General features: G+C 36.2%; 23 protein-coding genes. 5 read left to right on the top strand and 18 right to left on the bottom strand.

What is annotated here, in order from left to right; all coding sequences use genetic code 11:
• The 4 genes from ACU8DI_RS06320 to corA all read right to left on the bottom strand — a co-directional run bounded on the left by ACU8DI_RS06320 (position 1) and on the right by corA (position 3,177).
• Entirely contained in the window at positions 1-546 is a 546-nt protein-coding gene (locus ACU8DI_RS06320; protein WP_447111914.1) for a hypothetical protein, read from the bottom strand.
• Positions 547-588: 42 nt separating this feature from the next.
• Complete coding sequence (locus tag ACU8DI_RS06315; protein WP_447111913.1) at positions 589-816, bottom strand: hypothetical protein; 228 nt, start codon at positions 814-816, stop codon at positions 589-591.
• A gap of 128 nt (positions 817-944) precedes the next feature.
• Positions 945-1,850 (bottom strand): mechanosensitive ion channel family protein, encoded by a 906-nt coding sequence (locus tag ACU8DI_RS06310; protein WP_447111912.1) that lies wholly within the window; start codon positions 1,848-1,850, stop codon positions 945-947.
• 256 nt (positions 1,851-2,106) lie between these two features.
• Entirely contained in the window at positions 2,107-3,177 is a 1,071-nt protein-coding gene (gene corA / locus ACU8DI_RS06305) for a magnesium/cobalt transporter CorA (protein ID WP_447111911.1), read from the bottom strand.
• A gap of 167 nt (positions 3,178-3,344) precedes the next feature.
• Between corA and ACU8DI_RS06300 the strand changes: the two genes are divergently transcribed.
• The 3 genes from ACU8DI_RS06300 (at position 3,345) to ACU8DI_RS06290 (ending at position 5,994) form a co-directional block, all read left to right on the top strand.
• Positions 3,345-3,599 (top strand): hypothetical protein, encoded by a 255-nt coding sequence (locus ACU8DI_RS06300; protein ID WP_447111910.1) that lies wholly within the window; start codon positions 3,345-3,347, stop codon positions 3,597-3,599.
• 132 nt (positions 3,600-3,731) lie between these two features.
• Positions 3,732-4,154, top strand: coding sequence for a hypothetical protein (locus tag ACU8DI_RS06295; protein WP_447111909.1), 423 nt, complete (start codon positions 3,732-3,734; stop codon positions 4,152-4,154).
• Positions 4,155-4,266: 112 nt separating this feature from the next.
• Complete coding sequence (locus tag ACU8DI_RS06290) at positions 4,267-5,994, top strand: sodium:solute symporter family protein (RefSeq protein WP_447111908.1); 1,728 nt, start codon at positions 4,267-4,269, stop codon at positions 5,992-5,994.
• Here the strand turns inward: ACU8DI_RS06290 and ACU8DI_RS06285 are convergent.
• The 5 genes from ACU8DI_RS06285 to ACU8DI_RS06265 form a co-directional block, all read right to left on the bottom strand.
• Positions 5,987-6,349 (bottom strand): methylglyoxal synthase, encoded by a 363-nt coding sequence (locus tag ACU8DI_RS06285; RefSeq protein WP_447111907.1) that lies wholly within the window; start codon positions 6,347-6,349, stop codon positions 5,987-5,989. The two genes, ACU8DI_RS06290 and ACU8DI_RS06285, sit on opposite strands and share 8 nt — an antisense overlap.
• A gap of 2 nt (positions 6,350-6,351) precedes the next feature.
• Positions 6,352-7,212 (bottom strand): BadF/BadG/BcrA/BcrD ATPase family protein, encoded by an 861-nt coding sequence (locus ACU8DI_RS06280; protein ID WP_447111906.1) that lies wholly within the window; start codon positions 7,210-7,212, stop codon positions 6,352-6,354.
• 60 nt (positions 7,213-7,272) lie between these two features.
• On the bottom strand, positions 7,273-8,274 hold the full coding sequence (gene gap / locus ACU8DI_RS06275) for a type I glyceraldehyde-3-phosphate dehydrogenase (RefSeq protein ID WP_447111905.1): 1,002 nt from the start codon (positions 8,272-8,274) through the stop codon (positions 7,273-7,275).
• 57 nt (positions 8,275-8,331) lie between these two features.
• Positions 8,332-9,318 (bottom strand): 6-phosphofructokinase, encoded by a 987-nt coding sequence (gene pfkA, locus ACU8DI_RS06270; protein ID WP_447111904.1) that lies wholly within the window; start codon positions 9,316-9,318, stop codon positions 8,332-8,334.
• A 137-nt stretch (positions 9,319-9,455) separates the two neighbouring features.
• Positions 9,456-13,862, bottom strand: coding sequence for a translocation/assembly module TamB domain-containing protein (locus tag ACU8DI_RS06265; protein WP_447111903.1), 4,407 nt, complete (start codon positions 13,860-13,862; stop codon positions 9,456-9,458).
• A gap of 106 nt (positions 13,863-13,968) precedes the next feature.
• Here ACU8DI_RS06265 and tsaD point away from each other — a divergent pair, with 106 nt between their 5' ends.
• A complete protein-coding gene (gene tsaD, locus ACU8DI_RS06260; protein ID WP_447111902.1) occupies positions 13,969-14,991 on the top strand; it encodes a tRNA (adenosine(37)-N6)-threonylcarbamoyltransferase complex transferase subunit TsaD in 1,023 nt (340 codons plus the stop codon).
• Position 14,992: 1 nt separating this feature from the next.
• A complete protein-coding gene (locus ACU8DI_RS06255; protein ID WP_447111901.1) occupies positions 14,993-15,583 on the top strand; it encodes a hypothetical protein in 591 nt (196 codons plus the stop codon).
• A 2-nt stretch (positions 15,584-15,585) separates the two neighbouring features.
• Here the strand turns inward: ACU8DI_RS06255 and ACU8DI_RS06250 are convergent, their stop codons facing one another.
• From ACU8DI_RS06250 to hisG, 9 genes are all read right to left on the bottom strand, one after another.
• The gene (locus tag ACU8DI_RS06250) at positions 15,586-16,368 is read right to left on the bottom strand and encodes a tRNA pseudouridine synthase A (protein ID WP_447111900.1); all 783 of its coding nucleotides are present in this window, start codon (positions 16,366-16,368) and stop codon (positions 15,586-15,588) included.
• A 68-nt stretch (positions 16,369-16,436) separates the two neighbouring features.
• Positions 16,437-17,036: a bifunctional phosphoribosyl-AMP cyclohydrolase/phosphoribosyl-ATP diphosphatase HisIE gene (gene hisIE / locus ACU8DI_RS06245; protein WP_447111899.1), complete on the bottom strand. Its 600-nt coding sequence runs from the start codon at positions 17,034-17,036 to the stop codon at positions 16,437-16,439.
• Between the two features lie 36 nt (positions 17,037-17,072).
• The gene (gene hisF / locus ACU8DI_RS06240; protein ID WP_447111898.1) at positions 17,073-17,828 is read right to left on the bottom strand and encodes an imidazole glycerol phosphate synthase subunit HisF; all 756 of its coding nucleotides are present in this window, start codon (positions 17,826-17,828) and stop codon (positions 17,073-17,075) included.
• Between the two features lie 3 nt (positions 17,829-17,831).
• Entirely contained in the window at positions 17,832-18,548 is a 717-nt protein-coding gene (gene hisA, locus ACU8DI_RS06235) for a 1-(5-phosphoribosyl)-5-[(5-phosphoribosylamino)methylideneamino]imidazole-4-carboxamide isomerase (protein WP_447111897.1), read from the bottom strand.
• The gene (gene hisH, locus ACU8DI_RS06230; protein ID WP_447111896.1) at positions 18,545-19,126 is read right to left on the bottom strand and encodes an imidazole glycerol phosphate synthase subunit HisH; all 582 of its coding nucleotides are present in this window, start codon (positions 19,124-19,126) and stop codon (positions 18,545-18,547) included. The genes hisA and hisH overlap by 4 nt, the downstream gene beginning before the upstream one ends.
• Positions 19,126-20,259: a bifunctional histidinol-phosphatase/imidazoleglycerol-phosphate dehydratase HisB gene (gene hisB, locus ACU8DI_RS06225; protein ID WP_447111895.1), complete on the bottom strand. Its 1,134-nt coding sequence runs from the start codon at positions 20,257-20,259 to the stop codon at positions 19,126-19,128. The genes hisH and hisB overlap by 1 nt, the downstream gene beginning before the upstream one ends.
• Positions 20,256-21,305 (bottom strand): histidinol-phosphate transaminase, encoded by a 1,050-nt coding sequence (gene hisC / locus ACU8DI_RS06220; RefSeq protein WP_447111894.1) that lies wholly within the window; start codon positions 21,303-21,305, stop codon positions 20,256-20,258. Before hisC ends, hisB begins: the two co-directional genes overlap by 4 nt.
• Complete coding sequence (gene hisD, locus ACU8DI_RS06215; RefSeq protein ID WP_447111893.1) at positions 21,302-22,591, bottom strand: histidinol dehydrogenase; 1,290 nt, start codon at positions 22,589-22,591, stop codon at positions 21,302-21,304. Before hisD ends, hisC begins: the two co-directional genes overlap by 4 nt.
• Positions 22,591-23,448 (bottom strand): ATP phosphoribosyltransferase, encoded by an 858-nt coding sequence (hisG, locus tag ACU8DI_RS06210; protein WP_447111892.1) that lies wholly within the window; start codon positions 23,446-23,448, stop codon positions 22,591-22,593. The genes hisD and hisG overlap by 1 nt, the downstream gene beginning before the upstream one ends.
• Positions 23,449-23,699: the final 251 nt, after the last annotated feature.

The following is a 23,699-nucleotide window of genomic DNA, read 5'->3' as shown; positions in this document are numbered from 1 at the left end:
TTAAAACTTTGAAGTCACTTCAAAGGCTTCAACGACCATCATATCTGTGTCAGAATCGTAGTATTCAACGATAAAATTACCGTCTTTATTAAAATAACCGACACCTGAGTAATTATTGATATCTAAGATGTAATATTGACTATTAGAAGAACGCATGGCCTTTCCAACTCGCTCATTATTTGCATCAGACAATAAGAACCCTCTTTTGTTTGATTGAAACTTATAGTTCTTGTCTTTTTTGTTATAAAAGACAATTTTATCTTCGGAATCATAAAATGGATCCTGATCATTATCAATACTCACCGTTTTGGTCACTTTCACATCAGGAAAAACTTGAGGTGCATCTATGGTACCTTTATAGCTAGGGTCTGTCATGACCTTTTGCTCTTTGGTGGTCGTTACTTTTACTTTATTCTCGACCGTTTTACCGTTCTTTTTAGTTTTAATGGTTTTTACTTTGGTTTCCTTTACTTTATCCACTGGTTGCTCTTGAGCAAAAGCTCCAGTTACCAGCAGTAAAGAAAATGTATATATTAAATATTTCATGTTTGTTGTTTTAATGGTTATGTTCATAATATGGTGCTCTTATTATTGGTTATCGTCTGTTTGCTCCTCTGCCTCTTCTGCAGCTTCATCGATTTCATCTTGTAAATCCTCTGCGGCATCCTTCACATCATCTGACGCTTCCTCTAAATCTTCTGTCATATCATCAACAGCTTCCTCCACTTTTTCATCTGGTGTTTTCTCATCTCTACAACTTGTAAAAGCTGTACTCAATGTAAATGCCACTAATAATATCCATACTAATTTTTTCATGATTTCTATGATTTTAATTCGTTTCTAGTCTGACTTTCAAACTGATATATCAAAGATCGTTATAAGTAGTTTAGCCTATTTGCTCATATCAATTATGTTTTAATCCTAATGACGCACAAGATCTGATCTTAATTTTCAGAAAAACTCTCTTCCATGCCATTGGGACTTTCTACGGAAAGTTTATTATTAAATTCAAGTGTTCTAATTGGAAATGGTATATTGATTCCTTCCTTATCATAGGCTTTTTTGATTTCAATAATAGCTCTGGTTTTGGCACGCAATTTCTCTAGCATACTTTCGGCATCAATCCAAAATCGACAGAGATAATTGATAGAGCTGCTACCGAATTCTGTGTAATAAAACTCGACGTCTTCAGCCTTCTCAACCTGCTCAAAAGAATTCGCTATAGTTTCTTTAGTAATGCGTTCAACCGCTTCTAAATCAGATTCGTATCCAACACCACACTCCAAAAACACACGCATTTTAGTGGTCAATGAATAGTTTTTAAGAGGATTCTCTAAAATCATCTTATTAGGAATCACAACAATGTTGTTATCTGCTTCTTTCATCGTGAAATCTTTCAAATTGATATCGATGATTTCCCCAGAAAAACCATTGGTTTCTACCCAATTCCCAATCTGTATTTTTTTCCTGAATGAAATGACAATTCCCGCAATCGTATTGGATAATGTGCCTTGTAAAGCCAAACCTATGACCAAACCGGCAACACCAGCACCTGTTAATAAAGACGTGAGGGTTTTACTCAAATCCATTATTCCCAATGCCAAGAATAATCCAATTAGAACAACCGTCACTGCACAAATACGTGCTATCATGCTACTAATGGATTCTTGGTCCACTTTCTTGGATACCAATTTATAAGTGAATTTATTCACATATTTGGCTACAAAGTAGGCGGCAGCCAAAACAATTAATGCCAGTATAAGGTTAGGGATGTTCTGAATAATCGCATCGAGCCATCCCATTAATTTTTCTGATAAGTTGGCAAATGCGGTGTTTAATTGCTCTTTCATATTTTAAATTTTGCTTGTTTAGGTTAACATGTTTTCGGACGTTGTAGACCTATCTAAACGTCAAAATCAATATATGACACAAGGGCTGATGAGATTAGCTCATTTCATCATAATATTGATGCGTTACATCAATGCATTACCCAACATTAGTCTTTTTAAAGACTTTAGACATATGATTGAGTAAGATATTATAGTCCTTGATTAGTTCAGTGACCATAGGCCTATTCCACTGAATTGGCAATTCACTCAAATGATGTTAAAGCCAGCGCTTTCTCCTAAAATAGATTAGCATAAATATGAAGAGCACGAACATGACGCCAAGAAGTATAAAATACCCGTTTTCAGTGCGTAATTCAGGCATGTTCTTAAAATTCATTCCATAGATACCAGCAATAAACGTGAGCGGTATGAAAATCGTTGCTATAATGGTCAGCACTTTCATGATTTCATTCATTTTATTACTTATGATGGTCATGTACATATCCATCAAACTCCAGATCATCTCACGATAAAGATCTACAGATTCACTCACTTGTATAATATGATCGTATAAATCTCTCAAATAGCTGTGAGTTTTTTCCTCAATAAACACACAATCCGTCTTTTCCATTCGGTTGATGACCTCTCGTAATGGATAAATTGAGCGACGCATTTTTAAGATTTCTTGTTTTAAGTCTTGAATAACGCCAGGCGTATCATTATTAGCGCTTTCAGACTGGAATAAGGCGCTTTCTAAGTCCTCTACACGATCTCCGAAAGCCTCAATCACTGTAAAGTAGTTATCGACAATAGCGTCTAAAAGCGTATACATTAAGTAATCAGAGCCTTGCGTTCTTATGCGCCCTTTAGCCGTAGATAGACGTTCTCTTAAGTCGTCAAAAACATCGCCATCAGCCTCTTGAAATGTTAACACGTAGTCTTCCCCAACAATCAAACTCATATGCTCATAATGCAGGTCAGCATCATTTTTAATATATAACATCTTAAAAACGATAAACAAATAATTTTCAAATTCTTCCAATTTCGGCCTTTGATTGGTATTAACAATATCCTCTAAGGTTAATGGATGGAGATGGTAATGTAGTCCAACCTTTTCTATATCTTCTAAATTATTCAATCCGTTAATGTTGATCCATGTCACATGATCGTTCCCTTTAAAGTTAAAGGCATCCTCAACATTATTAGAATGAAACATTTTATACTGATCTTTGGAATAGTTGACAATCTCAATATTCGTCGTAACTGTCTGCTTTTTACCTTTGTAAGCCATCGTTCCTGGAGGCAAATTGGAGGCACGATAGGATTTTTTCTTTCTATGTAGTTTCATGTCTGTTAACTATTGCGATGCCACTAAAAATATGAAAACTTTTTGGTATAGCAGACAGCTATACTTCAATTAGTAAATCTTATGAATTATTCAATTTTTGAGCTTTAAAAAAGATTAGTTTTGAATTAAATTTAATTCGCTTGCATATTGAATATATTTTTATTAATATGCAAGACTATTACTACAAATACATATTCATGGGAAGACCTCCAACAAGACCGATTAAATTCAGAGACGGATTTTATATCGAAATAAGAAATAAAGGTAAAAATACCGGAATCAAGCTACACAGAGATACCAAAGAACAAATGATGCGAACCATCAAAGAATACGAACAAACGAAAGACGTATTAATTCTTGGAGAATCTAAAAACGGAAAATGGGTGAATAAAACCCCTGTTCTTCATGTGGTAGAAGATTAAAACATTAATAATTTTTAAGTGTTTAAAACCCGATGTAATTTTATGGTTTCCATAAAATTAGGTTGGGTTTTATGTTTATTTACTAATTATTTTTATAAATTGTTGCTATTAACTAACTAAATCAATCTTATTATGACAACGTATTCAAACACGAAACCGCCTATGTGGTTTTGGATTGTAAGTGTAATTATTCTCATTTGGAACTTGTTAGGTGTTATGGCCTATTTATCCATGCACTTTATGACTGAAGAAATGATTTCCAAAATGGAGCCACAGCAACAATTTGAAATGAATTATGATTATCCAGCTTGGTATATCGCTATTTTTGCCATTGCTGTTTTTGCAGGAACTTTAGCTTGTATTGGCCTACTTATGAGGAAAAAATGGGCTTATACCCTATTTATCATATCCTTTTTATGTGCCACGGTGCAACAGGTTTATTATGTCATCGAAATTGAAGGTGTTAGTAAAATAATGCCTTTAACCATTATCGCTGTTTGTGCCTTACAAGTTTGGTTTTCAAAGTCGGCCATAAGAAAAGCATGGATAAAATAATTATCTAACCAACCAAATTTTATCCATAAAAGACATTAGTGATCACACTAATGTCTTTTTTTATTGATTTTTAATATTAGATTTGTTTTTCTAATCATACTAAATCACGATTATGACTATTTCAACACTGGACTGGACCATTATCATTTTCTTTCTTTTGCTCTTTGCAGGTATTGGTATTTACGTGTCCAAACAGGCGGGAAAAGACTCTAAAGCCTTTTTCCTTTCAGGACGAAATATGCCGTGGTGGTTACTAGGCGTGAGTATGGTTGCTACTACTTTTGCAGCAGACACACCTGGATTAGTGACACAATTAGTTAGAGAGAATGGTGTATCGGGTAATTGGATTTGGTGGGCCATGTTATTAACAGGGATGTTAACCGTCTTTTTTTATGCGAAATTATGGCGAAGAAGTGGTATTACAACAGATCTCGAATTTTATGAACTTCGCTACAGTGGTAAAGTAGCGAGTTATCTGAGAGGTTTTAGAGCCATCTATTTAGGTGTCATATTTAATGTCATTACGATGGCTGGCGTTTGTTTAGCTGGTGCCAAAATTGCAAATATTTTATTGGGTATCTCCCAAGGTGAAATGCTCATATACGCTTCAATTATCGTTGTGATATATTCAGCGTTTGGCGGACTCAAAGGTGTATTAATAACCGATTTCATACAATTTATTATCGCGATGATTGGTAGTGTTTGGGCCACATTATACATCATAGATTTACCAGAAATTGGTGGTGCTACTAATTTACTTTCTCATGTGAATGTCTCTGATAAGCTGGCTTTACTTCCAGATTTCAGTAACAAGGAAGCCTTAATTACCGTGCTTATTATTCCACTGGCAGTACAATGGTGGAGCACTTGGTATCCTGGTGCAGAACCAGGTGGTGGTGGTTATATCGCCCAACGAATGTTGGCTGCTAAAAACGAAAAGCACGCGTCTTGGGCAACCTTATTTTTTAATGTGGCGCATTATGCGATTCGTCCGTGGCCTTGGATTATTGTAGGTTTAGCCTCTCTGATTATCTTTCCAAATTTAGAAAGTATCAATCAAGCGTTTCCTGGATTATCTCAATCCATGCAAGGCGAAGATGTTGCTTATGCCGCCATGATGACGTATTTACCTTCGGGCTTAATAGGTATTGTATTACTATCGTTAATTGCCGCTTTTATGAGCACCATTTCTACACAATTAAATTGGGGAAGCTCGTATATTGTTAATGACTTCTATAAGCGTTTTATAAAACCAGAAGCCTCAGACAAAGACCAAGTATTGATTGGGCGTATTTCTACGGTATCACTCATGATATTAGCTGCGCTATTTTCCTTTTTCTTGCAATCGGCTGGAGAAGTTCTGAATTTACTCTTACAAATTGGTGCAGGTACAGGGCTACTTTTTATACTCCGCTGGTTTTGGAGTCGTATCAATCCTTATAGTGAAATTGCGGCTATGTTTATATCTTTTGTGATAGCTGTCTTCTTTTTTATAAATGGAAAAATGGAGCAACCGATGGTTGTCATTGCTGGTCATTGGCAATTGGTCATTGGCGTCGTTGTTACGACTATAGGCTGGATGCTTGTCACCTTGTTAACTAAGCCATCAGATGCTGAAACTTTAGCCTCCTTTAATAGTTTAATTTATGGTAATAACTCTAAATTTAAAGGGTTTGGTGTGAAAATACTTGGCTTTTTCGCTGGTGTAATAGGTGTGTATAGCGCTTTGTTTTCCATCGGAAATTTTATTTATGATAGAATAGGCTTAGCGATTGGATTAGCTATGACGGCTATCGTTTGTAGTGTTATCGTATTGAGAGCATTAAAACGAACTATATAGCCTTTATCAAGAGTTCAGCCGTCGCAGGGTTTGTAGCTAATGGCACATCGTGAACATCACATAATCGCATCAGCATCAGCACATCTGGCTCATGTGGATGTTTGGCCAATGGATCTCTAAAAAATAATACCATTTGACATTTTCCTTCGGCTACTCTAGCAGCTATTTGTGCATCGCTTCCTAATGGACCTGATAATAAGCGTTCCACTTCGAAGCCTGCCTTTTTTACTTTCTTACCGGTAGTTCCTGTTGAAATAAGTGAGACTTTCTTTTGTAAGAGTTGTGCCTTATGCTCATTTAAAAATTGAACCATTTCAGCCTTTTTGCCGTCATGTGCTATAATGGCAATTTCCATAGCTACAATTTATTGGTGTGATAGCTCACAAGGCCTTCAATAGGTCGACGTTCAAAATTACCAACTGTAAAGCCCATTTCCTCACCAACTTCACGTATTTCTGTTTCAGAAAAGAACGCAATAGAACCTGCAAAATGCACAGGGCAAGTAGCTAATTTCTCTTTATATTGAAAAATCATGTTCTTGGCGAATAAGCGGATACCTCTTTTAATTAACTCTCGAATATATTCGGAATCTTTGTTCAAAAACATAAATTCCGCGAATGTGGCCAAATAGGCATTTGGATTCGGTTGCTTGTAGAGATTGTATTTTATAAAATCGGCATCTAGGTTATATTTATGCTCAAAAGCTACTTTAATATCCTCAGGCATGTGATTGAAATAGTAATCCCTTATAAGTTCTTTACCATAATAGTTACCAGAAGCCTCGTCCATTAAGGTGTAACCTAGCGATTGCACTTTTTGTACTAGTTGCTCGCCGTTAAAAAAACTACAGTTAGAACCAGTACCCATAATACAAACGACAGCAGCTTCCTTATCATGATTTAAAGTAGCTCTAACCGCTGCCATGGTATCTTCTTGGACCTCAACTTGCGCATTCAAGAAAATAAATTGTAACACATGTGCCAACATCGTTCTTGGCTTGTCAGTTCCACAGCCCGCACCATAAAAATAGACGTATTTCACATCATCCTTAAACTGCATCAGCTCTTGACTCTCACGAATAATTTTTTTAAGCTTTTTTTCTTTTAAAATGGCAGGATTGAGTCCTTTGGTTCGGATCTTTTCATGAAGCTGCTCACCATTTTTATCCACGGCAATCCAATCACATTTCGTGGATCCGCTATCAACAATTAAAATCATAAGTACAATAAAAAATAAATCCGTAGTGACATGCTTTCAACTACGGATTTAAAATGAATATTATAAAGCGTTTACTTTTTGAGCTAAATCAACCAACTTATTGGAATAACCAAACTCATTGTCATACCAAGAAACGACTTTAAAGAACTTAGAATTCAATTCGATTCCTGCTTCCGCATCAAAAATACTTGTACGTGCATCGCTCACAAAATCTTGAGATACTACCAACTCATCAGTGTATCCTAACACGCCTTTCATTGGACCTTCAGAAGCCTTCTTAAAAGCCGCTTTAATCGCATCTAAAGAGGTCTCTTCTTTAGTTCTGAATGTTAAATCTACCACAGAGACATCTGCTGTAGGAACTCTAAAAGCCATACCTGTTAAAATGCCATTTAATTTAGGGATGACTTTCCCAACTGCTTTGGCAGCACCTGTTGATGCAGGAATGATATTTAACAAAGCACTTCTACCACCTCTATAATCTTTTTTAGAAGGTCCATCAACTGTAAGTTGTGTCGCTGTTGTAGCGTGAACCGTTGTCATTAAACCTTCTTCTAATCCGAAGTTGTCATCGATTACTTTAGCTAAAGGCGCCAAACAGTTAGTTGTACAAGAAGCGTTTGAAACAATCTTATGATCGGCCGTTAATTCATTGTCGTTCACACCCATCACAAACATTGGTGCATCTTTACTAGGCGCAGAAATAACGACTTTCTTAGCACCTGCTTGAATATGATAATCGGCCGTCTCCAGGGTCGTAAAAATTCCAGTACATTCTGCAACAACATCTGTTCCAACTTCATCCCATTTCAGGTTTTTTGGATCTCTTTCAGCTGTCACTCTTACCGTTTTACCGTCTACTACTAAATGACCGTCTTTGACTTCCACAGTTCCATCGAAATTTCCATGCACTGAATCGTACTTCAACAAATATGCTAAATGTTCTACATCCAATAAATCATTGATTGCAACAACATCTACATCATCACGTTTTACTGTAGCTCTAAAAACGATTCTTCCAATTCTTCCAAAACCGTTTATTCCTAATTTTAAATTTGACATCTTATCTTAATTTGATTTGTATTCTATTACTATTATTATTTTGCTTTGTTTGGCGTATTAAGTGGTCATAATATCAGACACACGTAATAACTCCATATTTATTTCAGATTTACCTTTTACTGCTTTATCCAAAGGCGTTAAAGCTATTTTATCGTTAAGTAAACCGACCATAAAGTTAGTCTTACCTTCTAAAAGACTTTCAACGGCTTTCACACCCATTCTACTCGCTAAAACACGATCAAAACAAGAAGGCGATCCGCCACGTTGCATATGGCCTAAAACCGAGACACGAACTTCATATTCTGTCATATTTTCCTCGACATAGTCTTTCAATTCAAAAACATTCTTACCAATTTTATCACCTTCAGCAACCACAACGATACTCGAAGATTTACCAGATTGCTTACTTCGTCTTAAAGACTCTAGTAGTCGATCAAGACCTAAATCCTCTTCAGGAATTAAAATTTCTTCTGCTCCTGCTCCAACACCAACGTTTAAAGCAATGTGTCCAACATCCCGACCCATGACTTCTACAAAAAACAAACGGTTATGTGAACTCGCGGTATCTCTAATTTTGTCAATAGCTTCAACGACCGTATTTAATGCTGTATCGTACCCTAAGGTATGTGATGTCCCATAAATATCATTATCAATAGTTCCTGGGATGCCCATAATTGGAAAGTCGAATTCTTGGTTAAAAATCATGGCACCAGTAAAGGTTCCATCACCACCAATAGTCACCAAACCATCGATGTTTGCTGCCGTTAATTGATTATACGCTTGTTGACGTCCTTCAGGAGTTCTAAAGGCTTGAGAACGTGCCGATTTTAAAACGGTACCACCTTTATTGATGATGCCTTTCACGCTTCTTGCATCCATGGCTTTGAAATCACCTTCAATCATGCCTTCATAGCCTCTGTAGATACCATAGCATTCTATGTTGTGATAGGCACAAGTTCTCACAACAGATCGTATAGCGGCATTCATTCCTGGTGCATCTCCACCCGAGGTCATTACCCCTAATTTTTTTATCTTTTTTGACATACTTTTAATGTTTCAAAAAGTAAAGCTAGTAAACTAAACCTATAATAAAAATGGAAATGGAGTTTATTTAACAAGACCTCAAAAACTCAAACGTTTTCGTTAATAAAAAAAGGAAATATTGTTAAAATAAAAGCATTTTAATTATTTTTTGAGCCTTTTTTTGACTTGATATTAATGAAACTTGGGGTCAAATCTTCCTCTGATTCTTTCTTTTCTTCTTCCTTCTTTTCGGTCTCTTTTTCTTTCTTACCTCTAAAGATTTTTTGTACCAGTTCTTTAAAGTTGTCAAATTCTACATTATAAGTTAATCCAGCTCCTTGAGTATAACCAATTTCTTCACCAAAATTCCGAATGCTATTCTCCCTATTGAAAAACGACGCTTTCAATGTTCCATCTTCATTCAATAAAATATCGATTCGTACGTCACCTGCAATAACTGTTTGTTCAACACCACCAATTGGGACACCTACCTTACCGTTAATTAATACACGATCACTAATTTTAGTACTTAGCGTCAATCCTAAGCGATCATCTGTTTGATATTCGGCCGTTTGTTCTCCTAATTGGTAATCGATAGAGGCAGATACTTTATCATTTCCTGTAGACAAAATACTATTGATAAAGCCATTGACACGATCAGAAACCGTTCCATAGGCTTGTTGTCCTAATCCTATATCACTTTGGAAAGATCCAGTCACCAGTAAAAAGGTTCCTTGCGTAAATCGGCTTTCCTTGGTTTCTAAACGATAATCTAGCTCCGACTTGATGGTAGAACTCACGTTAGGATAGTTGAATGTAAAATCGGATTCAGGTTGTTCTAATTGTCCGATTAAGTTAATCTCTACTTCAATAGGAATACTTCTATTGATAGGATTATCTAGTAATACGGATGGGTTTGCTTCAGTTTGATAAACAGCAGTCAAATCGATATTGGCTTTCATAGGATCACCTTCCCAACGAATACTTCCGCCTGGTTTTACCTCAAGTTTCTTTTGCACCAAACCACCATACGCGAAATTATAAGTTCCGTTGACAATTTGAAAATCTCCATACATATTGAATTTCCCGTTGGTATTGATGTCGAATAATAAGTTGCCGTTCCCCTTACCTTGAATGGTACTTCCTTGATTTTTGTCGATCACAATCTCAATATCAGCATAGGGATTTACGAACAAATTAAATTCTAGTTCCAAACCTTTAACTTCGGTACTTTCAACCACTTCGCCTTTTAAACGCGCCTCTTTTTCTTCTGGCGTAATAAAATGGATATAGGAGTTCTCTCCATAGGTCTCATAATCGTTTAAAGGGATTTTAAAAATGGTTCCTTGTGCTGTACTACCGTTAAATTCTATTTTCAGTTCATTGGTAGGACCGGTTATATCTGCTTTACCATCAACAAAGGCGGTTCCATAATACAATTCATCTTCATCATATTCGGTATTCAAAACTAATAATCGATCGGTTAAAATTTCCAATCCCAATTCCCAATCAGAAAAATTTTCGTGACCTATATATCCGTTAAGGGTAGCTTTTGAAAAATACTCTGAATCGGTAATTTCCACATCTTGAAACACAAAGCGTTGCGATTCTAATTTCACCTGAGAATCAAAATCAAAACTATAATCGACATTTAAATACGGAATTGTAAGTCCGGCATTATCTAATAACAAGTCGCCTTCAAATTGCGGGTTTTTAAGACTGCCCGTGACTTTCGCCCTACCTGTTACTAAACCTCTAATATTGGTAATGACACCCTCTCCAAATGGATCTAAGGGATCTAAAAGAAACTCTTCAAATACTACGTCTAAATCGATGGTTGGATTATTAGAGTTAACATCAATCTCACCTTGAGCATTCAATGTTTTTAAATTATCATTTTCCAAGGTCAGATCGACGACATAATTAGTTAAGGATTGGTTGCCTTTTATATTTGCGTTTAAATCTCCAAGTTCATAATCGTTTGCTTTTAAATCACTTATTACCACCGTTGAGTTAGGCAAATACACCCCTTCTTTTTGCAATATTTCAAGTTTACCGTTCACCCGTCCTTCCAGCAATAAGCTATCAACTCTTGGTGTGATTTTAGTAAGATCTACTTCCGTGAAATCCAATTTCAAATCTTTATAGTCGTTACCTTGAACCACACCAGATAATTCCATCTGTTCTTCAAAATGATTCATCACGATTTGACTAATATCAAAGTTCTTAAAGTCTCTTGTAAAGGCTACTTTATTCAGTTTGTTTTTATCTTCATTGACAGTCCATGTGTTGCCTTTAAAGGTGATATCAGACTTTCTAAAACCAACAACAGATCTGTTCGTTTCATCTATGGTATAGTACATACTCAGATCAAAGTTGTCTGCATTTTGTTTACCGCCTTGAAATTCAGATTTGATAAACAAGGTATCCCTTTGGGTCACATTAATCAAACTGAACTTTGATAAATCATAGTATTTCGTGCTCAAAGTGTCAATTTCAACATAGGTATTAAATAACGGATTACTATTATCTATTAATAGCGAAATATCATTAGCAAAATAATCGAAGAGTTTTATTTGAGGCGAATTAAATGTGAGGTTGAATTGTTTTTCATCGGTTTCAATTCTGCCTTTTAAGGTCGTATTGGGACCTAGTTCAAGTTCGTGATAAAAGACCTCTACAATTTTGTTGTAAATTTTAAAATCGAATTCGATGTATTGATTTGTTTCAATTGCATTTGGAATGTAGTTCGTATAAATACTTCCTACGGAATTCTCTACCAACTTTCCGATGTCTTCAAACTTGAAATTCCCGCTCATTGTCCCTTCAATAATATCCGGAGAGTTAATGGTGAGTAGTCGACGTTCGCCATCAAATTTAGATTCAATCTTGAAATCCTTAAAATAGTATTCGTCATGCTCATTAATATACGTCGTATTACTAAACTCTAAGGTTCCAAAAGCATCATTAATATTGGAGCCTTTCATAGACGTCACCACATTACCTCTAAATTCAGAAAGGCTATCCTTCGTAATAAAATTAAGCGCTCTTAAATTGGCATATTCTACATTAGCATTAAAATCGAAGGTATTGATGTCCTTCGATAAATCGGCCAAACCATCAAACTTAAATTTAAAATTCTCATCTCTAGACTCTAGTAAACCGTTAAAAATTTGGTTTCCTAGTTTACCCGAAATATCAATGTCTTCATATTTATAGTTATTGTATTCTAAATGAAATACTTCACCCTTTACTTGGCTACTTAAATTAGCAATTGTAAAACCTTTGCCGTCAACGTCTAAATCAAATGATGTGGTCTTCACCTTCGGATCGTTCAGTAGAACACCTAAATCAAATTCATCAAAAACGACGTTACCAACATAATTTGCATTATCAATATCGTCTACGTGTTTCATTTTCATATCAGCGACAATCAGTCCTAAATCGGTATTCACCTTTAAATCCGCATCAATAGATGTATCTGTAATAAACGACGTTCCCGTAATGGTAAAATTTCCTAGTTTCGAAAATACTGTAGGAATTGATTCGCCCAATATGTTTGGTAATAAAGCTCTCAGGTCGTAATAATTGGATGATAAATTATCAAACCTGCCATTCATGGAAAAATCACCTTCGGCTTTACTAAAGAGATTTTTGAAATTCAAATCTCCGTAGATCCGACTCCTACCGCTGGCATTGAGCTGAAGATTTTCAGCATTTAAATCGTTGAGCGTCCCAGTCAGATTAACATTTAACGATGCTTTTTGGTCTTGTCCAAATTCGTTATAGAATGTATTTAGATCATTCAAAAACACTTCTGAATTTTTAAAATTCGCAGTTACTTGAACCTTGTCTTCAAAATCCTTAAAGTCTTCTCTATTATAATCGAAACGAATATTACCATCCAGCTTAGAATTCTCTGTTTTAATACTGAGATTATCAAATGCCATATACGTTAAGGTATACTCAAAATCTGTAGACATGTTTTTAACATAGGCACCACGACTATCTCTAAACGATAAGGTATTAATTCTAGCATCCACATCACTTCCTGAAATCACGAAATTGGTGGCATTGATATTGAGATCGTTAAATTCTAATACTTTTTGAGTTGCCCTGTTTTCGTCAATGAGCCTAAACGTACTATCATAGATAGAGACATCGCCAGAAGACAATAGAAACTCACTTTTTTCCTGTCTCGGATTATCTTCATCAAATTTAGCTACAAAGACATCAAGATTTGTAGACGTTTCACCCTTATAAGTTTTTACGTTAAAGGTGAGATTCATGATATCGATATCGGCAAAATTCAATTTTCCGTTAGCCAAGTTCTTAAAACTTATGATAGATGTATTCAATTCGTCGATCGCAATCAGCGTATCCTTTTTATAATCTTCAATGTAAATTTCTTTGAGCTCAACATCACCATTAAATTGTAAACCAACCTTACCGATGTTTATATTGGTTCCAAAGTCGTCGTTGATTCTATTCGTGACGTATTTACCTAAAGCTGTTTGAACAGGAGGAATAGAAAGTACCAACACCAAAATGATGAACAATAGCAAAATAATTGCTAATATTTTTGATACTATTTTTAGGAATTTTTTGATACGCCTTGAAAGTTATAACTTTGACCTCAAAATTAACAATTATTGTGCCTAATTTATACTAATGACTTCACAAAATATATATATTCTCGCTATTGAATCTTCTTGTGATGATACGGCAGCAGCTGTGATGTGTAACGGAAAAATTCTCAGCAACATTATTGCCAGTCAAAAGATCCATGAAGAATACGGTGGTGTGGTGCCAGAGTTGGCGTCACGGGCGCACCAGCAAAATATAGTTCCCGTTGTCGATCAGGCTTTGAAAAAAGCTGGAATTGGCAAAACGCAATTGCATGCGGTTGCCTTTACACGCGGACCTGGATTAATGGGTTCTTTACTCGTAGGCACATCATTCGCTAAATCGTTGGCTTATGGTTTGAATATTCCGCTCATTGATGTGAATCATATGCAAGCCCATATTTTAGCACATTTCATCGAGGAAGATGCCTTTGAACAACCGCCATTTCCATTTCTGGCAATGACTATTTCAGGAGGTCATACTCAAATTGTACGAGTAGATCACTATTTTGATATGACGGTTATTGGCGAAACCATTGATGATGCTGTGGGTGAAGCCTTCGATAAAAGTGGAAAGTTATTAGGTCTAGGCTATCCTGCAGGTCCAGAAATTGATAAACGAGCCAAATTAGGAAATCCGAAAGCCTTTAAATTCACTAAGCCGAAAGTTGACGGACTTAATTTTAGTTTTTCAGGATTAAAAACCGCCATTTTATATTTTATTCAAAAAGAAGTAAAAGCCAATCCGCAATTTATTGAAACGCATCTTAATGATATTTGTGCGTCGATTCAATACACAATTATTGGTATTTTAATGGATAAATTGAAAAAAGCAGTCAAGGAAACTGGCATCAACCATATCGCTATTGGAGGTGGCGTTTCTGCCAATTCTGGTATTCGAGAAGCCTTAAAAAACGCTGAAGGTAAATTTGGGTGGACGACCTATGTACCTAAGTTCGAGTATACAACCGATAATGCCGCCATGATTGCTATAGTTGGTTATCTAAAATATTTGGAAGGAAATTATGCCGACCAAAGTGTCATGGCTTCAGCACGTCTGAAAATATAGCATGCCATTTTCAATCAACAGAATAATCGATTTTATCCTTGAAGGTCTATTTATAGGATTTGGCATGAGTCTCTTGATTTTTTTTCTCATATCAAAAATTAAGGCATTTCATTTAAAATCATTCTATCAGGAATTCCGTTTTTATGCTATTAAGATTATTAAAGTAACAGGCATTATTTACGGAGTTTACTTTGTGTATTTATGGACAATAAATTTTACGAGACTTTTAGAATTCCTAAAGGGTGAAGAAATGTTCTACACGCTATTCTTTTCGATACGTTCCATCTTGATGATTATCATATCTCAATTAGTTTGGAAGGAACGTATAAGAAATCACCGTTTTAAAGTAGCGACTATGGCCGTGGCTTTGTTCATGCTTGGATTGTGTTCAAACTATGTCATTGAACGTTATATCATTTTTACAACACAGTATATACACGCCGATTTTATGCCAGTACAAAGCTATGATGGTTTCAGTTTAAATGAGATGTTAGCATTGACACTGACCTCATTTTTTATAGAACGCTTTGTATTGTTCTCAGCTACTGTTTTTATCGTCTTGGCAATTAGTAAGTCGTTTAGAAAGGCATAAAACTATTCAAAAGTCACAGCGTTTAATAACAATCCTGAAGCAGGCGCGATATAATCCATAACTTCTGTGCTCTCTGGTTTTAATGAGGCCTCAATATATTGAAGATCAATATCGCCTCTACCTAATTTTATAAGGGTTCCCATCATTAATCGAATTTGATTTCTCCCAAAACCTTTGCCTTTAACGATGAGCGTGTAAGATTTCTTCGGAAAGAAACTTGCCGTAAATAGGGTGTTTTCCTTGAGTGTACAACTCGTAATAGTTCTAATATACTTGCCTTTATTTGTGGCTCTGAAGCAATATGGCTTAAAGTTGTGCGTGCCTTCAAATAGTTTGGCACCTTCCATCATAAGTGCCACATCCAAATCTTCTAAAATCGTGGTCATAATAGGTGCACAAAACGGATGGCATTTTTGTCCGTGAGCAAACAAATAGACATATTCTTTGATTTTGGAATGCTGAATGATGTTAAAATCGGCATCTACTTCTTCAATTGCCAAAGCTCTTATATCTTGAGGTAAGTTGTGATTGAACAACTCTAGAAAAGCCGACTCATCCTCTATTTTTTCATACACAAATAATTCGAAGGCCGTCTCATTTGCAGACACCATCGCATCGGTTCTACCTGATCCTAGCGTTTTAAAAGTTGCGCCTTCCAAAATAAAATTCAAGGTTCGGTCAATCATCAAGTGTATCGTTTTTAACTTTGGTTGCTTTTGCCAACCATGAAATCGATATCCTAAATATTGAATTTTAATTAAGTAATAATAACGCTTATTGAACATCTCAGCAAGAACGCCAATTTATGAGTTTTTACAAAATTTTTAAAGTTGAAGTTCCCTGAAAGAAAGACCTATTTATTTTCTCTGCTTTTTAAAACTTCAGTGATATCATCCAACTTATACCCTTTGGCCTGCAAAAGAATCAGGTAATGAAATAATAAATCGGCACTTTCATTTAAGAATAAGTCATCATGATCATCTTTCGCTTCGATAACAGTTTCAATGGCCTCCTCTCCTACTTTTTGCGCAATTTTATTGATTCCTTTTTCAAAAAGAGATGCCACATACGATGTTTCTGAAGACCCCTTTTGGCGTCTTTCTGCAATGGTTTGCTCTAATTGGCTGAGAAAACCATAATTTTGAGAATTGGATTCGTTCCAACAGGTATCTGCGCCTGTATGACATGTTGGTCCTTTAGGATGTGCTTGAATGAGTAAGGTATCATTATCACAATCTAGTTTTATGTCTACCATTTGAAGGGTGTTACCACTCTCTTCGCCTTTAGTCCAAAGACGTTGTTTCGATCGGCTGAAAAAGGTCACTTTCTTTGTAAGTTGCGTTTGTTCTAATGCGGCTTCATTCATATAGCCTAACATTAACACCTTTTGTGTCTGCGCATCTTGAATAATGGCAGGAACGAGTCCGTTATTTTTATTAAAATCTATAGTCATTTTCTTAGTATTTATTCTATGAATATCCGTGTCATTTTAGATGCGAATGGGTATATTTTCCTTGTGTAATGCCTGTTTTAAATCCCTAATGTCAATTTCTCCAAAATGAAATACGCTAGCGGCAAGTGCGGCATCTGATCGTCCCTCTTGAAAGGTATCAATAAAATGCTGAACGGTTCCAGCACCACCTGAGGCTATGATAGGAATATTCACAGTGTCTGATAGCCTAGCCAATGCTTCATTAGCAAACCCTTTTTTGGTGCCATCGTTATTCATAGACGTAAACAAAATTTCACCTGCACCTCTTTGAGCGATTTCTTTCGCCCAATCAAATAAATTGAGTGTTGTAGGAATAGTGCCTCCAGCCAAATGCACGCGCCATTCGCCATCAATCTGTTTGGCGTCAATTGCGACAACAACACACTGACTTCCAAACTTTCTTGAGAGCTCATTTATTAATTCCGGTCGTTTTACAGCACTGGAATTAATAGAGACTTTGTCGGCACCACAATGTAATAAGTCATCTACATCTTCCACCGTTGAAATACCACCACCAACCGTAAAAGGGATGTTAACTTGTTCTGCCACTTTCAACACCATATCGTGCGTGGTTTTGCGGCCTTCAAGCGTTGCTGAAATATCTAAGAACACCAATTCGTCTGCACCCATAGATGCATATTGCTTAGCCAATTCGACGGGATCACCAGCATCTCTCAAATCCACAAAATTAACGCCTTTTACTGTTCTGCCATTTTTTATATCCAAACATGGGATAATTCTTTTTGTAAGCATGATCTATAAGTGCGTTTCTAAATCTTTGAGATTGATTTTACCTTCATAAAGCGCTTTCCCAATAATAGCACCTTCACAACCCAAATCTTCGAGGATATTTAAATCTTGAACGGAAGTTATACCTCCTGAGGCAATTAATTTAATGTCTTTGGTGTCTTTCAGAATACGTTCGTATAATCCTACGGAAGGACCTTCAAGCATGCCATCTTTAGCAATATCTGTACAAATCACATATTTCACGCCTTTCTCTTCATAATCCTTTATAAAAGGAATCACCTCTAAGTCACTTTGTTCTTGCCAACCACTTACGGCTACTTTCTCATGATGGCTATCGGCTCCTAGAATAATTTTGGTGCTGCCATACTTCGAGACCCATTTTTGAAAAACTTCTGGTTCTTTAACAGCAATACTACCTCCTGTAATTTGCCTCACACCTGAATTGAAGGCAATATGTAAATCTTGATCCGACTTTAAACCACCTCCAAAATCGATCTTTAGACTAGTCTTTGCTACAATCTGTTCCAAAATGCGATAATTAACAATATGCTGTGCCTTTGCACCATCCAAATCCACGACGTGTAAATATTCAATTCCGGCATCTTCAAATCGCTTTGCTACCTCTACTGGGTTTTCACTGTATATGGTTTTTTTACTGTAATCGCCTTTGGTTAGGCGTACACATTTACCATCTATGATATCTATTGCTGGGATGATTCTCATAATTCTATAAAATTTTTTAAAACTTGTGCACCTGCATGACTACTTTTTTCAGGATGGAATTGCAAGCCATAAAAATTTTGATTGTGCATCGCTGAAGCATAGGTGACACCATAAGTTGTACTTGCTATACTGTGCTCACAATCCTCTGCATAATAACTATGTACAAGATACATGAATTCGCCTTCGGTTATCTTATTAAATAAGGGAGATTTTAATCCGTTTATAGTATTCCATCCCATTTGTGGCACTTTTTGATCCTGATTAAAACGTTTGATATTCACGTCAAAGATTCCCAAGCCAGTGGTATCACCTTCTTCCGAATGATTACAAAGTAACTGCATTCCCAAACAAATACCTAAAAGAGGTTGTTTTAATGTAGGTATTAATTGATCTAACCTACTTGCCTTTAGCATGTGCATAGCAGAACTTGCTTCTCCAACACCAGGAAATATGACTTTATCAGCTGATAGAATCACTTCAGGTTCATTTGAAAGTGATGCTTGCACGCCCAGACGTTTAAAAGCAAACTCAAGGCTTTTAATATTTCCAGCTCCGTAATTGATAATGACTACTTCCATTACAGCATGCCTTTTGTAGATGGTAAAATCAATTTATCAACATCGCGTTTCACTGCCATTTTTATAGCTTTCGCAAAGGCCTTAAAAATAGCTTCTATTTTATGATGTTCATTTGTGCCTTCCGCTTTGATATTCAAATTACATTTCGCACCATCGGTAAAGGACTTAAAAAAGTGGTAGAACATTTCCGTGGGCATTTTTCCAATCATTTCACGTTTAAAATCAGCTTCCCAAACCAGCCAATTTCTACCTCCAAAATCTATAGCGACTTGGGCAAGGCAATCGTCCATAGGTAGGCAAAATCCGTAGCGTTCAATTCCTAGTTTATCGCCTAATGTTGTCGCAAAAACTTCACCGAGAGCAATGGCCGTATCTTCAATGGTGTGATGCTCATCTACCTCCAAATCACCTTTAACATCGATGTCTAAATCTAACTGACCGTGACGTGCAATTTGATCCAGCATATGGTCAAAAAAAGCGATACCTGTATCGATTTGACTTTTTCCAGTGCCATCGAGATTTAAGTTTATTTTAATAGTCGTTTCGTTGGTTTTTCGCTCGATACTACCGGTTCTAACTTTCGTTTTTAAAAAGCTATAAATAGTTTCCCAATCATTACTTTCTAGAGCTATATGCGATTGTAACGAGGCCTTATCAACAGTTATTTCATCCGTTCCCAAATGTGTCTCGTCATTGATGAAAATGCCTTGAGCACCTATATTTTTAGCGAGCTCTATATCGGTTAACCTATCACCAATGACAAACGAATTCTTTAAGTCGTATTCTGAAGAAAAATAAGCTGTTAAAAGTCCGGTATTTGGTTTTCGAGTAGCTGCATTATCCTTAGCGAATGTGCGATCAATCAATTGTTCTTTAAATGTGATGCCTTCTGATGCCAATGTTTTGATCATAAAGTTATGTACAGGCCAAAAGGTCTGTTCAGGATACACCTCAGTACCCAAGCCATCTTGATTTGTGACCAAGACCAATTCAAAATCTAACTCCTTAGCAATTCTCCCAAGGTATTGAAATATCTTTGGGTAAAATACCAATTTTTCAAAGGCATCAACTTGCTCATCAGCAGGCTCTTTTATGAGTGTGCCATCTCTATCTATAAATAAAACTCTTTTCATGATATTTGTTTTAGTGCGCTTAATAATTTTATGTTGTCCATAGGTGTTCCGATGGTGAATCGCAAGCAGTTATAGCAGTTCGGTTGATTAGTTCGATTTCTTACTACAATACCTTTATTGATTAATTGCTCATAGCGTTTATCGGCATTATCGACTTTAACTAATAAAAAATTAGCCTCTGAAGGAAAAACTTTTTCGATAAAACAGATGTTTTCTAATTCTGACACGAGCCATCTGCGCTGCGCTATTATTTTAGTAATCTTCTCATCTATTATCGCTGTTTGCTTTAAATCTTCGAGAGCCTTTTCTTGAGTGAGCATATTGACGTTATAAGGCGGCTTTATACGATTTAAAATACGTATGATTGCTTCGGAAGCATAACAAATACCCAATCTTATACCAGCTAATCCATAGGCTTTAGACAAGGTTTGTGTAATGATCAAATTTGGAAACTCTTGTAATCTAACCGACCAACTATCTTTAGTGGTGAAATCAATATAGGCTTCATCTATGACCACCAAGCCATTGAATCCATGAAGTAATGCCTCTATTTTATCCTCATCAATACTATTTCCAGTTGGATTATTAGGAGCACATAGAAAAAGTATTTTTGTAGAGCTGCTCTGTTGTTTCAATATAGCATCAACGTTTGGCTGAAAATCGGTATCGAGATCAACCTTTAATATATGAATAGCATTCAAATTAGCTAAGACCTCATACATACCATAAGTTGGAGGTAAAATCATGACTTCATCCTTTTGAGGTTCGCAAAACGCCCTAAAAATTAAATCTAAAACTTCATCACTGCCATTTCCTAAAAACACATGATTAACCGGTACATTTTTAATTGCAGCTATCCGAGACTTTAAGTCGATTTGCTGCGGATCTGGATAACGATTATAACCCGTATCATAAGGGTTTTCATTCGCGTCGAGAAACACTAAATCGGCTTGATGATCTTTAAATTCATCTCTGGCAGATGCATAGGGTTTCATGGACAAGACATTAGGTCTTATAAATTGTTGGATGTCGAATGGCTTTTTCATGAATTTTGGATATCTTTTAGGCGCAATGACACCGCGTTTTTATGAGCTTGCAGACCTTCTGCCTCTGCCATTAATTCAATAGCATTGCCAATATTCAGCAATCCTGACTTTGATATTTTTTGAAAAGTAATACTCTTGGTGAAGCTGTCAAGATTCACACCAGAATACGCCTTGCTAAACCCATTAGTAGGAAGCGTATGATTGGTGCCTGATGCATAATCTCCAGCGCTTTCAGGGGTATAGTTTCCAATAAAAACTGAACCTGCATTTTCAATATTATCTACAAAAAAGGAGTCGTTTTTCATACAAATAATAAGGTGTTCTGGCGCATAATCATTTACCAATTGCATCGCCATAGTTTCGCTATCCATCAAAATAAATTTCGAATTTTTGATGGCCATTTGAGCGATATCTTTTCTTGGAAGTTCGTTTAACTGTACTTGTAATTCTTGTATCACTTCTGACATTAATTTTTCTGAAGTCGACACCAAAACGACTTGACTATCGGTACCATGTTCAGCCTGACTTAAGAGATCTGATGCCACATAACTAGCATTTGCTGTGTCATCTGCCAATACTAATAACTCACTGGGTCCTGCAGGCATATCAATAGACACACCATATTTGGTGGCCAATTGTTTTGCTACGGTGACATATTGATTTCCAGGACCGAAAATTTTATAAACTTTTGGAATAAAAGACGTCCCAAACGTTAGACCAGCAATGGCCTGTATACCTCCTACTTTTATCACTTTGGTGACACCACATAATTTCGCCGCGTATAAAATTTCATCGGCAACAAGGCCTTCTCTATTTGGAGGCGTGCACAAAACAATGTCTTTACATCCAGCAATTTTTGCAGGAACTGCCGACATTAATACCGTAGAAAATAGCGGAGCCGTTCCACCAGGAATATAAAGGCCGATCTTTTGAATGGGACGTTTTTCTTGCCAACATGCTACACCAGGCATGGTTGTTACAGCCACACGCTTTGTTAACTGTGCCGCATGAAATGTTTCTATATTGGTTTTAGCCAATTGGATGGCCTCTTTTAATGCTTCTGGCACACGAGACGCAGCGTCGTTAATCTCGTCTGACGACACCAAAGGACTTGCCATTTTAGCACCATCAAATAATTCAGTGTATTTAGAAACCGCCTTGTCACCATTTCTTGCGACATCATCAAATATTTGAATGACAGTCTCCTCTATCGTTTCGAGAGTTCGAGTTGGTCGTTGTAAAAGGGTTGACCAGTCTTCTTGCTTAGGATTAGTTATTATTTTCATTATAAAACCATGTTTTCGATTGGACATACTAATATTCCTTCAGCGCCATTTGATTTCAGTTCGTCAATGACTTGCCAAAATTCATTCTTATTAATCACAGAATGTAAGGAGCTCCAGCCTTCTTTGGCTAGAGGCAAAATTGTAGGACTGTTCATTCCTGGAAGAATATTAATTATCGCCTCCAATTGTTCGTTAGGTGCATTCAACAACACATATTTATTTTGACGTCCTTTCAAGACGGATTGGAGTCTAAATTGTAGCGTATTTAAAATCTCTTTATTTCCTGAAGAAATGAGCGGTGACATTGCTAAAACGGCTTCAGATTTTAATAACACATCAACCTCCTTAAGGCCATTTTTAAATAATGTACTACCGCTGGAGACTATATCTACAATGGCGTCTGCTAAACCTATATTAGGTGCAATCTCTACGGAACCGTTTATGATGTGTAAATTGGCACTGACGCCATTTTTTTTCAAAAATTGATTTACGGTGTTTGGATAGGACGTTGCTATACGTTTGCCTTCTAAGTCTTTTATGGAATTGTAATTTTTGGATTTAGGAATAGCGACCGAAACTTTACACGTTGAAAACCCTAATTTTTGAACAATCGATAAGTCTTCTCCTTTTTCTACAAGCACGTTTTGACCGATAATCGCGGCATCAACAACGCCATCTTTTAAATATTGTGGAATATCTCCATTTCTGAGATAGAAAACTTCTAAGGGAAAGTTTTTGGCAGAAGCCTTTAACTGCTCCTTTCCATTATCAATTGATATTCCGACATCCTTTAAGATGCGCATTGAATCGTCGTGTAATCTTCCGCTCTTTTGTACTGCAATTTTTAATTTACTCATTTTAGTTTTCCTGGTTAAGTTTGAGTAAATCGATTGGCGAATTTGAACGGTGACAAACAAAAAACCGCTTGATTTACTCAAACGGTTTTAAAAATATCTTGATTTATTCAATACATTTTCAGCTCGCTTGAGTGCAAGTATGAAAATGATGATGATGTAATTGAATAAAATTCATGTCTTTTTGTGTTATACAAAGGTTGCTAAATATTATTTACAATTCCAAATCATTTTAAAGAATTAAGAAATTATTA

It is taken from the genome of Psychroserpens sp. BH13MA-6 (genome assembly GCF_052983595.1).
Note: the sequence above shows the minus strand (reverse complement) of the source record. Positions and strands in the feature narration are given on the sequence as shown.